Raw genomic sequence first — 15,788 nt, 5'->3', positions numbered from 1 at the left:
TTGGTGTCCGTTCTTTATAACCTATTTTGCCCTGCCCACTGACCGATTTGTGCGATCGGTTAACCTACCGTGTACTTCGCTGCATCAGCCCCAGCGCGGTCAGCATTAACCCCAGCCCGACGAACAGCGTCAGGCTCGCCATTGCCATTCCCTGGCCGACCGAACCCTGCTCAAACTGCCGCCAGATAAACACCGCCACGGTCTGCGTTCCCGCAGGTGCCAGCAGCAGTGAGGTCACCAGCTCACGTGAGGCGACGGCAAACACCATCAGCATCGCCGCCAGCAGCGCCGGAAACACCAGCGGCAGCACAATCAACCGCAGCGCCTGCCACGGCGACGCACCGTGCACACGCGCCGCCGGTTCCAGGTTATTCCCCAGCTGACGCAGCGCGCTGCCGACATAGCGTACCGGCCACGGCAACAGCAGACAGCAATAAGAGAGCAGCAGCATAAACCACGTATTGTAAGGTGAGAGCGGCCAGAACGGCTGATTCCACAACAGAATCAACCCAACGCCCACCACCACCCCCGGCAACGCTGCGGGCATCAGCGACAGCGCATCAATCAATGCGCTGCCTTTGATTTTCTGCACCAGTACCAGCCAGGCCGCCACCAGCCCGAGCAGGCCGACAATCAGCGCCGAGGCCAGCGCCAGCGATAAGCTGGTGCCCAACGCCGATAGCGCATCGCCCTGCTGCGCGAACAGCGCGCTGAAGTGCTTCAGGGTAAAGTTGCCCCTGGTCAACCCGCCGGAGAGCGTACCCATCAGGCTGGTTGCCACCATTGACGCACCGGGTAGCAGCACCGCCAGCCCGCCAACGCCGCCCATCACCAGCAGCGCGGGAAGCGTCATAACACCGAGCGACGCCCCGCTGTTCTCCCCCGGTTTTCCGGTAACGCTGGTGACTTCAGTCGTTCCCGTCAACCGTTTTTGCAGCCACCAGGCCAGCAACGCCACGGTAATCAGCAGCACAGAGAGCAACGATGCGCCGGTGAGATCGATAGGCCAGTCCGCCAGCTTTTTCTCAATACCCACGGTGAGCATCACCACGCCAGACCTTGAGCCCAGCGCGGCGGGCACGCCGTACTCTTCAATCGCCAGGGTAAAGGCCAGCAGCATCCCGGCCGCCAGCGCCGGGGAAAGCATTGGCAGCGTGACGTGCCAGAATGCCCGCCAGGCGCTCGCCCCGTGAACCCGCGCGACGATAGCCAGCCGCTGCCCGCTCGCCAGCAGGCTACGCGAGACGGCAAAATAGACCACCGGGAAGATATTCAGGGTCATCACCAGCACGATCCCCGTGCGGCTAAACAGCAGATCATTCAGATCCCAGCCGGTCAACTGCTGCAAGTAGCCGTTATGCTGAAGCACCAACATCCATGAGAGCGCGGCGATATACGGCGGTGTAAGAAACGGAATTAAAAACAGCAGATCCCACAGTTTTGGCAGCGGCAGGTTAAACAGCCCGCGCAGCACGCCGAGCGGCAGGCCGATAATCACACTCATCAGCGCCACGCCGCAGGCAATCCACAAGGTTCCGCCGAGCATCGGCATCAACTGAGGATCGTTGAGTAAAGTGGCTATTCCACTAAACGGCTTATGCAGCGAACCGGCGCTGAACTGCGGAAAAATAGCCTGTAACAGGATGAAAAAGAGCGGCAATGCCACCAGCACCACCAGGGCGATGAGGGTGACGAGAGAGAGGGATTTTTGTTTCACCCGAAGTTCCAGATTGTAGCCCGGCCAAGCGAAGCGCCGCCGGGGTTGTGCACCAAGCTAACTCCCGGCGTCGCTTCGCTCGGCCGGGCTACGGAAATTTACTGCCCGAACAGCGTATTAAACCGAGCCAGAACGGCGCTGCGTTCGCTGCTACCGTCGCTGGTGGTTGGCAACACTTTCAGGTCGTTCAGCAGCGGGCGCTTGGCGGACACATCGCTGCGCGCAGGCATCAGCCATGCGTCGGCGACCATCGCCTGGCCTTCCGGCGACAGTACATAGTCAATAAAGGCTTTCGCCTCATCCGCATGCTGGGTGGTTTTGAGGATCATCATCGGACGCGGCGCAATCACCGTGCCGCTGGCCGGGAAAATCACCTTCAGCGATTCGCCCTGGTCGATATTGCCGTAGGAGACATAGTCCACCGCGCCGAATACCGCCGCTTTAGCCCCCTGCATCACCGGGGTGACCGCCTGCGCGTTCGGCCCACTCACCACCATGCCGTTCTTTTTCAGCTCATCAAACAGCGCCCAGGCTTTATCACCCATGCCATTCTGTAACCCGATCAGCAAATCGAGCGAGGCACCGGAGAGCGCCGGGTCCGGCGTAGTGACTTTGTCTTTAAACGCCGCTTCGGTCAGGTCGCGCCACTCTTTCGGCTCCGGGGTACCGCTTTTGGTGTTCCAGACAATCCCCAGTGCCGAAATACCCTGCGCCACAAAGTCGGTAGATTTCAGCGCCGCTGGCACCTTATCGGCATTCCCGCTCTGATACGGCAGCAGCCAGCCACGGCCGTGTAAATCTTCAGCGGTGTCCCATGACGCGGAAATCAGCACGTCCGCCTGCGGATTCGCCTGCTCGGCCTCCAGACGCGCCATCACCTTGCCGGTGGTGGCCTGGAAGATATTCACCTTCACGCCGGTTTTCTTTTCATAGCCGCTGGCCAGATTCTTAGCCAGCGAACCAGGGCCTGCGGTGTATACGGTCAGCGCATGGGCGCTGGAAATCATCGAAGCAGATAACATCATCGCGAGCGCAACGCCTTTTTTAACGGATTTCATACAAGTTCCCCTGAGGTAGAAGCAACGGTGCGAACAGCAGCAATGCTGCCCGCAGAAAGGTGCACAATTCGGTCAGCCAACAGTTCGGCCTCGCGGCGGTCGTGGGTGACGTACACGGCGGTGATGCCGAGCTGGCGCAGCAGTCGGCTCATCTCCAGACATAACGATTCACGCAGTTCGCTATCGAGGTTGGAAAGCGGTTCATCAAACAGCAGTACCCGCGGTTCGGCGACGATCGCCCTTGCCAGCGCCACGCGCTGCTGCTGTCCACCAGAGAGCCCGGACGGCTTACGTTCGCCAAAGCCAGAGAGACCGACCATCGACAACGCGTCATTAACCCGACGCGTCCGCTCATCGCGAGCCACGCCGCGCATGCGTAGCGGAAAGGCGACGTTTTCAGCGGCGGTCATGTGCGGCCACAGCGCGTAGTCCTGGAAAACCATGCCGATATCCCGCTGCTCGGGCGGTAGCCCCCAGCCGGGTCTGGCAATCAGACGGTCGCCGAAATGGATTTCACCTTCAGCAGGAACGGTGAGCCCTGCCAGCAGGCGCAGTAACGTGCTTTTGCCGCAGCCGGAAGGCCCAAGCAATGCCACGATGCTGCCCGCATCGATCTGCAGGTTGATGTGATTAAGAACGGTGGTGGCACCGAAAGCGAAGGAAACGCCATCGAGCCGAATGCCAGTCAGCGCGCGCATTTTCGCCCTCCCCAATTGGAAAGCGATGCATCACCCGTGGTCGAACGCCGACGGGCCGCGCTCACCTGCATAAACATCAGGGGAGCCAACATATTGTTATCCTCTTTGGGACTTAGTGCTGGCGACTATAGGCAGGTGATATGACGTATTGATTACGCTTTTATTGCGATTTAGTGTGTAGCTCATCGCATCCTACTATTCAGGAAATCCTTATGAGCCGTTTTCGTCCCGTTGAACTTCATCACGCCAGCCGCCTGCTCAACCACGGCCCCACTGTCCTCATCACCAGCTTTGACGTCGACTCACAGCGCCGCAACGTGATGGCCGCTGCCTGGTCAATGCCGGTGGAGTTTGAGCCGCCGCGTATCGCCATCGTGGTCGATAAGAGCGCCTGGTCACGGGAAATTATTGAGCGTAACGGCACCTTCGGAATTGTGGTACCGAGCGTCGCTGCCGCCAGCTGGACCTACGCGGTAGGCAGCATCAGCGGACGCGATGAAGATAAATTTAACGCCTACGGCATTCCGGTAGTGAAAGGCCCGGTGCTGGGATTGCCGGTGATTGAAGAAAAATGTCTGGCATGGATGGAGTGCCGACTGCTGCCCGCCACGGCCGCCGCCGGGCAGTACGATACGCTGTTTGGCGAAGTGGTATCCGCCGCGGCGGATGAACAGGCGTTTGTTGCCGGACGCTGGAATTTCGACGACGATAAGCGCAATACGCTGCATCATCTCGGCGCGGGAACGTTTGTGGCCAGTGGAAAACAGATTCGCGCAAACACGCCTGAGGAGTAGCCCAAATGGTAGCCCGGCCAAGCGAAGCGCCGCCGGGAATAGCGCCGCGCCTCCCCGGAGTCGGCTAGCGCCTCGTCCGGGCTACCAAGGATTACATGCTGTAGCCTGGCTTTTTAATCAGCTCATCCATATGTGGGGCAATCTCGGTGTCCCACACCTGCTGCCAGTCGCTCTGCTGGACCTGATTCAGGGCAACGCTAACGGCACCCTCTTTGCTATTCAGATGGCGAATTAATACTTCGGTGATGTCCGCTGCCAGCGCGGTTTTTTGTTCGTCGTTCAGGTCGCGGGGAAAACATTTGATATCAACGTGTGGCATCTGCAGGGCTCCTTATGGTTAGAGCCATAAAGCTATCATAGCCTGGCGTAAACCACTGCCTTTTCGTGCGCTTAAGCACCAGATTGCTGCGCTTTTTCTGCCAGCAACTGCGCGATAAACGCTTCGGTTTCACGCTGATTACGCAACCGCACAAAGCGGATATGCTGCCACGCGGGATCGGCCATATCCCGCAGATAGCGCTCGCGGTTTGGACGCCAGGTTTTCAGCGTCCAGAGGATGATGGAGTCACGGCTAAAGAAGGAACGCCGGAAGCTCTCCCGGTTACCGGTGCCTGGCCACAGTTCCTGCTGTCGCCACGCGCGGCTTGCGGCACGCCATACGGCCTGGCGGAAAGTGCGCCAGAAGCTGTAATCCACCCACACCACCAGATCCACCTCGCGCCACTTTACCGGGCGACTACGATTGTAGTTACCGTCCAGTACCCACCCGGGGGCGGCGGTTGCCTGCGCCAGCGCGGCAAAGAGTTCCTCATCGGTGACGCCCTGCCAGTCTGGCCGCCAGTACAGCGTATCCATCTCGATATAAGGCACGGAAAACAGCGCCGCCAGACGTTTTGCCAGCGTCGATTTCCCCACGCCGCTGGTGCCTACCACGTTGATTTTCATGAATGTCCTGATTAACGAATCGGCAGTACCAGCGTATGGGGCTGCAACGGGGATTCAACAAAGCCGAAGCGCTGATAAAAGGCTTTCGCATTATCGCTTAGCGCATGCACCACCAGCCCGCGTACGCCAATAACCTGTGAAATCAGCATGGTGCGCATCACTGCTTCTCGCAGTAATTTGCCACCCCAGCGCTGCTTTTGGTAGTCGACATCAACGGCAAAGCGCGCAATCAGCACAATGGGGATCGGTTCTGGCATATTGCGCCGAAACGCGCCGGGAACCGCTTCACGCTGGATTGCACCGGTCGACAGCGAATAATAACCCATCACGCGCTTATCAACGTCCGAGCAAAGTACAAACGTCCTGGTTGCGCCGGTCTCCTCATTTTGCCAGGCGCGACGTTTTAACCAGTCATCCAGTACCGGTTCACCGGAGCAAAAATCCGCTATCAGGTGCGCCGGAGAAAACTTCTCCGTCAGATCCTTCACCATGAATATTTGTCGCTCATCAGCTCCTGAAAACCAGCGTTTTCCGACAGCGGCGTATCCAGAATACGTTGAAATTCAGCGAACTGCTCTTCGCTTACCACCAGCAGGCGCTGGTCAAGTAACACCTCCTGCGCTTTTTCGCAGGCGGCATTGAGCATAAAATCGGTGCGGGATAGCGAGTTTAGCTGTGCTGCTCGATCGATCAGATCGCGCTGCCGAGGCGTTGCCCGTAAATTGATGGGGGCCTCTTTTGCTCTGTTAGGCATTTCGCCTCCGTGTATATACAATAGATATACATAATTTTAGCGCAAGAAATCGCCACTGTATATCTCTTGGCGATCGCGAATACGCGGATTACACTGCTGAATCATGAACCAGATTCATTAATGGCCACATCCCATGCTGAAAGACAATATCAACGATCTCATCTCTTTTATGGTCGTGGCGCGCGAGCGCAGTTTTACCCGCGCGGCGGCGCAGTTGGGCGTTTCACAGTCAGCGCTGAGCCATGCCATGCGCAATCTGGAAAGCCGTCTCGATGTGCGTCTGCTGACGCGCACCACCCGCAACGTGGCCCCCACCGAAGCGGGCGAAAAACTCTATCAGCGCCTGAGCCCGCATTTGCAAGAGATTGCCCAGGAGATTGCCGCCCTGCGCGATTCCCGCGAACGTCCGGCGGGTAACATTCGCCTGACGGCGGGCGAGCACGCCATGAACACCATTATCTGGCCGCGCATTAAGCCGTTTATGCAGCAGTACCCGGATATCAATATCGAGGTCACCGTCGATAACGGCCTGACGGATATTGTCGACGAACGGTTTGATGCGGGCATCCGCTTAGGGGAACAGGTCGCGCGCGATATGATTGCCGTGCGCATTGGCCCGGATATGCGCATGGCGGTGGTCGGTTCGCCGGAGTATCTGGCAAATCACGGGGTACCGCAAACGCCGCATGAGTTGCAGCAACATCGCTGTATCAATATGCGTCTGCCAACCAAAGGCGGGCTGTATGCGTGGGAGTTTGAACACAACGGCGAGCCGCTGCGGGTGCGGGTTGAGGGGCAATTAACGCTTAACTGCCTGCCACAGCGTATTGAAGCTGCCGAGGCGGGATTAGGGCTGGCCTATGTGCCGGAAGATACGATAGCCGAGGGCGTTGCCGCCGGGCGCTTGCAGCACGTGCTGGCCGACTGGTGCGTGCCGTTTGCGGGTTATTACCTTTATTATCCTAGCCGTCGGCAGCACACCACCGCGTTCGCACTGTTGGTGGAGGCATTGCGCTATTAGGCCTCAGAGCCGTCCCGGCGTCGCGTTGCTCGGCCGGGCTACATGCGCGGTAGCCCGACCGAGCAACGTGACGCCGGGGAAATACGGATTAAATAGCAGATTTAGGCTGCAGGTTTTCGTCAAACTCCAGACGCTTACGGCCCGGCTCTTCTTCGGTTAGTGGCTCAACGGCAACCAGCGTTCTCTGGCAGCGGTCGACCAGCACCTGATACTCGCGAGTCCCCTGCTTTTTCCACTCAAGCTCCTGCTCGGTTAAGCTACGAATCGCCTTCGCCGGGCTACCGATAATCAGATGGTTGGCGGGCATTTCCGCCCGCGCTTTCACGAATGCGCACGCGCCAACGATGCTGTTCTCGCCGATGGTCGCGCCGTCGATAATCACCGCGCTCATGCCAACCAGCGCATTACGGCCAATTACGCAGCCGTGCAGAATCGCGCCGTGGCCGATATGCCCGTCTTCCTCCACCACCGTATCCTGGCCGGGAAAACCGTGCATCACGCAGTTATCCTGGATGTTAGCGCCATCTTTGACCACGATACGTCCAAAATCACCGCGCAGGCTCGCGTTTGGCCCAACATAAACCCCTTTGCCAAGGATCACATCGCCAATCAGTACGGCGGTCGGGTGAACGTAGCTTTCCGTCGGAACCACCGGGGTCATTCCGTCCATCTGATAAATCGGCATGGCTTCTCCTGTTACGCTTCGGGCAATCCCCCAAAACGCTGATAATAGAGCGGCCCCGGCGCAGGCAGTTCGCCCACCGAACTTTCGCCCTTTTCACTGACGAAAGCCTGCGCCCCTGGGGCCACGCGTTGATAGATGTTGATACAGAGCTGGCGCGCGGTCTGGCCCAGCCAGTGGGCAGGCAGCAGCTCTTCCGGCAGCAGCGGATCCTTCAGCACCACGCGGCGATAGAAGTGGATCAGCAGCAGGCGAATCTGGAAGCAGCGCTCCGGCGTTAGCTCATCGGCTTCGGCATCACGCAGCAGCGGCAGCAGCGGGCGGAACAGCGTGATAAACGCTTCGTACATGGCGTTCTGTTCGGTCAGATGCCAGCACTCCTCTACCCGCTCGCGCAGCGCGGCGCGGGAGAGCGCCAGCGGCGAATGGGCTTCGAAGAAGATAACGTTCTCCGCCACGCCCGCTTCATGCAGCAGCGACTGTACGTCCGCCAGCTTTTGCGACGGCGAGGCCAAAAGGCTCGGCGCAAGCACGCCAAACCCCTGCCAGATAAGCTGTTTTTTGACTTCGGCGAGGGTGTTTTTTTCCAGCCCTTCAGAAAGCAGCAGCAGCCAGGTGCCGTCCCATTCTGGGGCGTTGGCGCGATAGATTTTGCTCTCGGCGCGACGCGTCAGGCGTAGCCCTTTGTCGCTCAGGCGATAGAAGCTGCGGCGGCCGATGCGCACGACGTCCAGCCACTCTTCTTTGTTAAGGCGAAACAGCGCGGTACGCACAAAGCGTTCACCAAAGCCCAACCCTTCCAGCAGCGCCGCCACGCTACCAAGCCAGACTTCGCCACCGCGCTGAGATAAACAGTCACCGTACAGTGAGGCAATCAGCGAAGTGCCGCTGATCGGCATCGCGGTGACCGCCTGCTGGATAAAGCTATCGAGTTTTTCCATATGATTCATAGTGTTGTTGTTTTTGTCCTTTTTGAATCATAGCACAGGAATAAAGCAGCGATACGCCAGGAATTTGTAGCCCGGCCGAACGAAGTGACGCCGGGGATGGCACAGTGCTAAAACCCGGCGTCGCGTTTGTACCGTTGCTCGGCCGGGCTACGGGGCTTAGCCGTTGGCAGCGGCTTTACGCAGGTCAAACACGCGGCAGGCCTTGCCTTCGGAGCGAGGAATGCTGCCGCAGTTGACGATGCTAACGTCCGTTGAAATGCCCACCATCGACTTAATGCGATGACGCAGGTGGTGGCAAATCTGACAGCGCTGCTCGTGGCTCAGCACGAGGCTACTCTCTTTCAGCTCAACGCGAATCGACAGTGAATCAAGATGCCCACGGCGATCGACTTCCAGCTGATAGTGTGGCGCCAGATGTTCAATCTTGAGGATCTCTTCTTCCACCTGCGACGGGAAGACGTTCACGCCGCGAATAATCAGCATGTCGTCGCTGCGCCCGCTGATGCGATCCATACGGCGCATGGTGCGGGCGGTGCCCGGCAGCAGACGCGTCAGGTCGCGGGTGCGGTAACGAATCACCGGCAGCGCTTCTTTGGTCAGCGTGGTGAACAGCAGTTCGCCGTGCTCGCCGTCGGCCAGCGGCGTACCGTCTTCCGGGTTGACCACTTCCGGGAAGAAATGGTCTTCCCAGATGGTTGGGCCGTCGGCGGTTTCAATACACTCCATCGCCACGCCCGGCCCCATCACTTCGGACAGGCCGTAGATATCCAGCGCGGTAATGCCCAGGCGACGTTCAATCTCCGCCTTCATGCCGGTGGTCCACGGTTCAGCGCCAAAGACGCCGGTACGCAGTGAGCAACCGCGCGCGTCGCCGCCCATCTGGCGTTCCAGCTCTTCAATCAGGTTCAGACAGTAAGACGGCGTCACCATGATCATGTCGGGTTTGAAATCACGGATCAGCTGCGCCTGTTTCTCAGTCTGGCCGCCGGACATCGGGATCACTGTTGCCCCTAAGCGTTCGGCACCGTAGTGCGCGCCCAGGCCGCCGGTGAACAGGCCATAGCCGTAGGCGACGTGAATTTTATCCTTCGCCGAGCCGCCAGCAGCGCGCAGCGAACGGGCGACGATGTTCGCCCAGGTATCGATATCATTTTGCGTATAGCCAACGACGGTTGGCTTGCCAGTGGTCCCGGACGACGCGTGGATACGCACCACCTGCTCCATCGGTACCGCGAAGGTATCAAACGGATAGTTGTCGCGCAGATCCTGCTTGGTGGTGCAGGGAAACTTAGCGAGGTCGCTCAGCTCATGAAAATCGTCAGGGTGTACGCCCGCCGCGTCAAACTTACGGCGGTACATCGGGACATTTTCGTAGGCGTGTTTCAGCGTCCACTTCAGGCGCTCGGTTTGCAGGGCCTGTAACTCGTCACGCGATGCGGTTTCAATCGGATCTAATTTTGTTGTAGTTGTCATTTTGTAGGGTACTCGCAGGTCAATTAGCTCACACTCGCTCGAGGATCATGGCAATGCCCTGACCCACGCCAATACACATCGTACACAGCGCATAGCGTCCATTGCGTCGTTCCAGCTCCAGCGTCGCTGCCAGCGCCAGTCGCGCGCCGCTCATGCCTAACGGGTGGCCTAAGGCGATGGCGCCACCGTTGGGATTCACGTGCGCCGCGTCGTCCGCCAGTCCAAGCTGTCTGAGCACGCCCAGCGCCTGGGCGGCAAAGGCTTCGTTCAGCTCAATCACGTCCATATCGTTAATATTCAGCCCGGCGCGCTCCAGCACTTTACGCACCGCCGGAACCGGCCCAAGCCCCATGTACTTCGGTTCAACGCCCGCGGTCGCCATGGCGACAATACGGGCGCGCGGCGTTAAACCCTGCGCGGCGGCCTGCTGCTGGCTGGCGATAATCAGCGCTGCCGCCCCGTCGTTCACGCCGGAGGCGTTACCTGCTGTCACCACGCCGCCCTTGCGGAACGGCGTTTTCAGCGAGGCCAGTTGCTCCAGGGTGGTCTCCGCACGCGGATGCTCATCTTCACGCACCGCGCTGACCGCGCCCTTCTTACCGATGATTTGCACCGGCACAATTTCCTGCGCCAGAATGCCGTCACGTTGCGCTTTGGCGGTGCGCTGCTGGCTGCGGTAAGCAAAGGCGTCCTGGTCGGCTCGGCTGATGTTTAACAATTACGCTACATTCTCTGCCGTTTCCGGCATGCTGTCAGTACCAAATTGTTGCTGCATGAGCGGGTTCACAAAACGCCAGCCGATAGTGGTATCAAACATCTCGGCCTGACGCTGATATGGCGTGGTCGCCTTGCCCATCACAAACGGCGCGCGGGACATCGACTCTACGCCACCGGCAATCATCAGGTCCGCATCGCCCGCTTTAATGGCCCGCGCGGCGAAACCAATCGCATCAAGGCCGGAACCGCACAGGCGGTTAATGGTGGTGCCGGAAACGCCGTACGGATAACCCGCCAGCAGCGTCGCCATATGCGCGACGTTACGGTTATCTTCCCCGGCCTGGTTAGCACAGCCGAAAATCACGTCGTCGATACAGGTTGGGTCTAACTTCGGGTTACGGCTCAACAGCTCACGCAACGGGATCGCCGCCAGATCGTCGGCGCGAACCCCGGCCAGCCCGCCCGCATAGCGGCCAATCGGGGTACGAATACCGTCACAAATAAACGCATCACGCATTAGACTTCTCCTGTAATAGTGCCGCCGATGCGGTGCGATTTGCCGCGAAACAGCGCTACGGTTTTTTGCTGCGGGTTGACGATTTCAATGTCATACACGCCGGTCAGTTTGCCCTGCTGCTTTACCCGCGCGGTGGCGGTTAATTTCTCTCCCGCAAAGGCCGGGCGCAGAAAATCGATGCTGGCAGCCGACGCCACCGCCGCCAGCCCCTGGCTGTTGCAGGCGTAGGCAAAAGCGGTATCCGCCAGCGTGAATAACTGTCCGCCGTGGCAGGTCTGATGGCCGTTTAGCTGCGAGGGCGACACGGTCATCGTCATCTGCGCGTAGCCGTCGTCCATCTCAATAATTTCAATCCCCAGCGCCTGCGCGCAGGTGTCTTTCTCGTACATGGCGCGGGCGTTGCGCCAGGCTTCATTACTCATGACGCATCTCCATCAGCGCTTTCTGGCGCAGCAGCGCACTGGGGCGATAGCGTTCTTCGCCATAGTGCTGTTGTAGGTTTTCCAACAGACGCAGCACGCGCCCCCAGCCAAGCGATTCGCCCCAGGCCAGCGGCCCACGCGGGTAGTTCACCCCTAAGCGCATCGCGGTATCAATATCGTCTGCGTTAGCAACGCCTTTTTGCACCGCATCCAGCGCTTCGTTCGCCAGCATCGCTACCGTGCGCCACACCAGCAGCCCTGGGTAGTCGGCAATACGCAGTACTTTTTTGCCCTGCTGCTGGAAGTAGTACACCGCTTTATCGGTGGCGGAATCCGGGTTGGTTGGTGCACCTGCCAGCACGACGGTATCGCCCGTCGCATGGTCATACACCACCACCGGGCGCTGGTACTGCATGCTTAAGGCCAGCGCGGTTTCACCGGTGGTTTCCAACAGCAGCACATCGTCTAATTCGGTGACAACGTCACTTTTGACAATCTTCGCCGCGCGGTCAGCAGAAACGGCAGCCAGCGCCAGTTCGGGCTGATTTTCCACCGGCCAGCGATAGACGCCGTGACCGCTCTTCTTGCCCAGACGCCCCGCCAGCGCCAGCTCCTGTTGCAGCAGCGATGGCAGAAAACGGCGGTCCTGCCAGAAAGCGTTAAACACCGAACAGGTCACCGCGAAGTTCACGTCCTGGCCGATAAGGTCAGTCAGCGCCAGCGGCCCCATCGGGAAACCGCCGCCGTCGCGCAGCGCGGCATCAATCACTTCCGCTGATGCCACCTGCTCTTCCAGCGCGCGCCAGGCTTCGGCGTAATACGGACGCGCCACGCGGTTAACGATAAAGCCTGGCGTGGAGCGGCAGCGCACCGGCTGTTTGCCCCAGGCGGTGACGCACTGGCAAAGTTGCTCGACCACTTCCGTTGAGGTGGCAAGGCCACTCACCACTTCCACCAGTTTCATGACCGGTGCCGGGTTAAAGAAGTGCAGCCCCGCCACGCGTTCTGGGTGTTTGATGCCCGCCGCAATCGCGGTAATCGAGATGGACGAGGTGTTGCTGGTCAGCAGCGTTGACGGGGAGCAAATCTCCGCCAGCTCGCTGAACAGTGCCTTTTTAATCTCCAGCCGCTCGGACGCGGCTTCAATCACCAACTGGGCGTCGGCAAGCTGCGTTAATTCGGTTGCTGGGGTAATACGTGCCAGCAGCGCCTGTGCCTGCTCGGCGCTGACTTTGCCGCGGCTAACGCGGGCGTGCAGGCGCTGGGCAATGCCGTCGATGGCGCGAGTAACCGCATCGGCGGAAATGTCGTACAGCAGCACTGCGTGCCCGGCGCTGGCCGCCACTTCAACAATCCCGGCACCCATGGTGCCGCCGCCAATCACGGCGACGGTGTGAAGAGTCTGGCTCATGGCTTATTTCCCGCTGAACTGTGGTGGACGTTTGGCGAGGAAGGCGCTGACGCCTTCGCGATAGTCGTCGCTGCGACCGGCCATGCGCTGGTAGTCGCGTTCAAGCTCAAGCTGCTCATCCAGCGAGTTGGTTTCAGAAAGCTGTAAGGCTTTCTTGATCAGCCCCAGACCGTAGGTCGGCTGGGTGGCGAAATGGCGTGCCATGGTCAGCGCGGTGTCTTTCAGTTCGGCATCATCAACTACCTGCCAGATCATCCCCCACTGCGCGGCCTGTTCGGCGCTGAGGTTATCGCCGAGCATCAACAGGCCAACGGCGCGGGCGCGACCGGCAACGCGCGGCAGCACCCAGCTTCCGCCGCAGTCCGGCACCAGGCCGAGCTTGCTGAAAGCCATGACAAACTTCGCTGAACGCGCGGCAATCACGATGTCGCAGCCCATCGCCAGCGTGGCACCGGCACCGGCGGCAACGCCGTTCACGGCGCAGATAACCGGTTTGGGCAGCGCGGCTAAGCGGCGCACCAGCGGGTTGTAAAAGCGTTCTACCGACATGCCCAGATCCGGCGCAGGGCCGCTTGGATCAACGTTACGGTCGTTCAGATCCTGCCCGGCACAAAAACCGCGTCCGGCGCCGGTAATCAGCAAGCAGCGGATGGTGTCGTCGCGTTCGGCCTGTTTCAGGCAGTCGGCAAGCTGCTGGTGCATCACATCGTTAAAGCTGTTGAGTCGATCCGGGCGGTTCAGGGTGATGGTCATCACACCCTGTTCCACTTCGCTGAGAATGAATGCATCCACGATTAGCGTCCTTTAAATTCCGGCGTGCGTTTTTCTAAAAAGGCATTGATGCCTTCACGACGATCTTCGGTACCGCTCAGCAGCGTAAACAGCTGGCGTTCCTGCACCAGACCGGCCTGCAAACCCACCTCGTGCGCCAGACGCAGCGACTGTTTTGCCGCCCGCAGCGCCAGCGGTGAGCGGCTGGCGATGGTCGCCGCCAGCTTCAGCGCGTATTCATCGGAGAGGTTCGCCGGGTGAATATCACTCACCAGCCCGGCCTGCTGCGCGCGTTCGGCATCAATGCTTTCGCCGCTCAGCACCATGCGGCTGGCCAGCGCTTTGCCGACGCTGCGAATAAGACGCTGCGTACCGCCTGCCCCCGGCATGGTGCCGAGGGTAATTTCCGGCAGGCCAAAGCGGGCGTTATCGCCAGCAATCACCAGGTCGCACAGCAGCGCCAGCTCACAGCCCGCGCCCAGCGCGTAGCCGTTCACCACCGCCAGCAGCGGCTTGTTGAAGGCATCGATGCGCGCCCACAGACGCGGACGACTATCGTCGAAGGTGGCGGGCAAGTCTTTTTCCGCCATTTCGTTGAGGTCGGCACCGGCAGCGAAGTAGCGCGGGTTGCCGCTAATCACGCATACGCTGATGCTGGCGTCCGCTGCCGCGCTTTCCAGCGCCTCGGCAATCTGTGTCAACAGCGCGTTGTTTAACGCATTACGCGCCTGCGGGCGGTTCAGCGTCAGTTGTAGTACGCGGCCGTGACGGGTAATCAGCAGTTCGCTCATGCCATCCCCCGCGCGTCAAAGTCGACCACCACGTCGCCGCTGGTTGGCAGCGCCTGGCAGCTCAGCACATAGCCCGCTGCCACTTCATCGGCTTCGAGGCTGTAGTTGGCGGCCATCGCCACTTCACCGCTCACCACCTTGCATTTGCAGGTGGCGCAGACGCCGCCTTTACAGGCGAACGGCAGGTCAGCGCCCTGACGCAGCGCGGCATCGAGAATGCTGTCATCTTCGGCGTTCAGCGAAATCAGGCGATCGCGACCGTCCTGACGAATGGTGACCGTGCGGCCTTCAGCCTGCACGCCGGTGGCGCGTTTCACGCTGGTGCCTGGCGTGTTGAAGCGTTCGAGGTGAATGGATTTTTCCGGCACGCCCAGTTCGCGCAGCGCCACTTCGGCTTCGTCCATCATCACCGACGGGCCGCAGATAAAGGCATCGTCAAAGCGGCTGAAATCAAGCAGCGTTTTGCCCAGCGCATGCAGCTTTTCACCGTCGATACGCCCTTGCAGCAGGTCGCTGTCCATCGACTCCTGGCTGAACAGATGCACCACCTGCAAACGCTGCGGGTAGCGGTCTTTCAGGTCGGCCAGGGCCTGGCGGAACATCATGCTGTGGCTGCTGCGGTTGCCGTAAATCAGGGTGAACTGGCTGGCCGGTTCGGTGGCAAGCGTGGCTTCGATAATCGCCATCATCGGCGTAATACCGGAACCGGCGGCAATCGCCAGATATTCGGCTTCACGCTCGGCCTGCGGCTGGTAGCCAAAGTGGCCCTGCGGCACCATCACCTCAAGCTCCATGCCCTGCTGGATATCGCTCTGGGCATAGCGGGAGAAACGGCCGCCGTCGATGGCCTTGACCGCCACGCTGATTTCAGACGGTGAACGGCTGCGGCAGATGGAGTAGCAGCGGCGTAATTCTTCCCCGCCGAGGCGGGTTTTCAGCGTCAGGTGCTGGCCCGGACGGAAGGCGTAAACGCTACGCAGCGCGTCGGGAATGGCAAAAGTGATAGTGACCGAATCACGGGTTTCCGGTTCGACCTTTGCCACGGTAAGCGAATGAAATGTTGTCAT

Annotated in this window: 17 protein-coding genes and 1 pseudogene; 2 read left to right on the top strand and 16 right to left on the bottom strand. The window is 59.9% G+C overall.

What is annotated here, in order from left to right; all coding sequences use genetic code 11:
* Positions 1–64 precede the first annotated feature (64 nt).
* From AB2B48_RS05770 to AB2B48_RS05760, 3 genes are all read right to left on the bottom strand, one after another.
* Complete coding sequence (locus tag AB2B48_RS05770) at positions 65–1,717, bottom strand: ABC transporter permease (RefSeq protein ID WP_368301066.1); 1,653 nt, start codon at positions 1,715–1,717, stop codon at positions 65–67.
* Between the two features lie 98 nt (positions 1,718–1,815).
* Positions 1,816–2,775, bottom strand: coding sequence for an ABC transporter substrate-binding protein (locus AB2B48_RS05765; RefSeq protein WP_368301065.1), 960 nt, complete (start codon positions 2,773–2,775; stop codon positions 1,816–1,818).
* The gene (locus AB2B48_RS05760) at positions 2,772–3,473 is read right to left on the bottom strand and encodes an ABC transporter ATP-binding protein (protein ID WP_185666278.1); all 702 of its coding nucleotides are present in this window, start codon (positions 3,471–3,473) and stop codon (positions 2,772–2,774) included. The genes AB2B48_RS05765 and AB2B48_RS05760 overlap by 4 nt, the downstream gene beginning before the upstream one ends.
* 212 nt (positions 3,474–3,685) lie before the next feature.
* Here AB2B48_RS05760 and AB2B48_RS05755 point away from each other — a divergent pair, with 212 nt between their 5' ends.
* Complete coding sequence (locus AB2B48_RS05755) at positions 3,686–4,267, top strand: flavin reductase family protein (protein WP_368301064.1); 582 nt, start codon at positions 3,686–3,688, stop codon at positions 4,265–4,267.
* A gap of 91 nt (positions 4,268–4,358) precedes the next feature.
* On the opposite strand, the gene pptA is transcribed toward AB2B48_RS05755, so the two are convergent.
* From pptA to AB2B48_RS05735, 4 genes are all read right to left on the bottom strand, one after another.
* On the bottom strand, positions 4,359–4,586 hold the full coding sequence (gene pptA, locus AB2B48_RS05750) for a tautomerase PptA (protein ID WP_035897392.1): 228 nt from the start codon (positions 4,584–4,586) through the stop codon (positions 4,359–4,361).
* Between the two features lie 71 nt (positions 4,587–4,657).
* Positions 4,658–5,212 (bottom strand): AAA family ATPase, encoded by a 555-nt coding sequence (locus tag AB2B48_RS05745; protein ID WP_368301063.1) that lies wholly within the window; start codon positions 5,210–5,212, stop codon positions 4,658–4,660.
* A gap of 11 nt (positions 5,213–5,223) precedes the next feature.
* Positions 5,224–5,703, bottom strand: coding sequence for a GNAT family N-acetyltransferase (locus tag AB2B48_RS05740; protein ID WP_368301062.1), 480 nt, complete (start codon positions 5,701–5,703; stop codon positions 5,224–5,226).
* Complete coding sequence (locus AB2B48_RS05735) at positions 5,697–5,966, bottom strand: DUF1778 domain-containing protein (protein WP_185666274.1); 270 nt, start codon at positions 5,964–5,966, stop codon at positions 5,697–5,699. Before AB2B48_RS05735 ends, AB2B48_RS05740 begins: the two co-directional genes overlap by 7 nt.
* 133 nt (positions 5,967–6,099) lie before the next feature.
* On the opposite strand from AB2B48_RS05735, the gene AB2B48_RS05730 reads away from it, so the two are divergent.
* Entirely contained in the window at positions 6,100–6,987 is an 888-nt protein-coding gene (locus tag AB2B48_RS05730) for a LysR family transcriptional regulator (protein WP_368301061.1), read from the top strand.
* 88 nt (positions 6,988–7,075) lie between these two features.
* Here AB2B48_RS05730 and paaY read toward each other — a convergent pair whose 3' ends face one another.
* From paaY to paaE, 9 genes and pseudogenes are all read right to left on the bottom strand, one after another.
* Positions 7,076–7,672 (bottom strand): phenylacetic acid degradation protein PaaY, encoded by a 597-nt coding sequence (paaY, locus tag AB2B48_RS05725; protein WP_185666272.1) that lies wholly within the window; start codon positions 7,670–7,672, stop codon positions 7,076–7,078.
* Positions 7,673–7,683: 11 nt separating this feature from the next.
* On the bottom strand, positions 7,684–8,610 hold the full coding sequence (gene paaX, locus AB2B48_RS05720; protein ID WP_185666271.1) for a phenylacetic acid degradation operon negative regulatory protein PaaX: 927 nt from the start codon (positions 8,608–8,610) through the stop codon (positions 7,684–7,686).
* A gap of 165 nt (positions 8,611–8,775) precedes the next feature.
* Positions 8,776–10,092, bottom strand: a complete 1,317-nt coding sequence (gene paaK / locus AB2B48_RS05715; protein WP_185666270.1) for a phenylacetate--CoA ligase PaaK — start codon at positions 10,090–10,092, stop codon at positions 8,776–8,778.
* 28 nt (positions 10,093–10,120) lie between these two features.
* Positions 10,121–11,326: pseudogene (gene pcaF / locus AB2B48_RS05710) on the bottom strand (3-oxoadipyl-CoA thiolase).
* Positions 11,326–11,748, bottom strand: coding sequence for a hydroxyphenylacetyl-CoA thioesterase PaaI (paaI, locus tag AB2B48_RS05705; protein ID WP_185666268.1), 423 nt, complete (start codon positions 11,746–11,748; stop codon positions 11,326–11,328). The pseudogene pcaF and the gene paaI overlap by 1 nt, the downstream one beginning before the upstream one ends.
* Positions 11,741–13,159, bottom strand: a complete 1,419-nt coding sequence (locus AB2B48_RS05700; protein ID WP_368301060.1) for a 3-hydroxyacyl-CoA dehydrogenase — start codon at positions 13,157–13,159, stop codon at positions 11,741–11,743. The genes paaI and AB2B48_RS05700 overlap by 8 nt, the downstream gene beginning before the upstream one ends.
* A gap of 3 nt (positions 13,160–13,162) precedes the next feature.
* Positions 13,163–13,951: a 2-(1,2-epoxy-1,2-dihydrophenyl)acetyl-CoA isomerase PaaG gene (gene paaG, locus AB2B48_RS05695; protein WP_185666266.1), complete on the bottom strand. Its 789-nt coding sequence runs from the start codon at positions 13,949–13,951 to the stop codon at positions 13,163–13,165.
* Positions 13,952–13,953: 2 nt separating this feature from the next.
* On the bottom strand, positions 13,954–14,721 hold the full coding sequence (gene paaF, locus AB2B48_RS05690) for a 2,3-dehydroadipyl-CoA hydratase PaaF (RefSeq protein WP_368301059.1): 768 nt from the start codon (positions 14,719–14,721) through the stop codon (positions 13,954–13,956).
* Entirely contained in the window at positions 14,718–15,788 is a 1,071-nt protein-coding gene (gene paaE, locus AB2B48_RS05685; RefSeq protein WP_333500251.1) for a 1,2-phenylacetyl-CoA epoxidase subunit PaaE, read from the bottom strand. Before paaE ends, paaF begins: the two co-directional genes overlap by 4 nt.

Origin of the sequence: Kluyvera sichuanensis (assembly GCF_040930405.1) — a bacterium.
GTDB classification, from domain to species: domain Bacteria; phylum Pseudomonadota; class Gammaproteobacteria; order Enterobacterales; family Enterobacteriaceae; genus Kluyvera; species Kluyvera sichuanensis.
The sequence above is the reverse complement of the archived record's forward strand: the minus strand, read 5'-3'. Positions and strand labels throughout refer to the sequence as shown.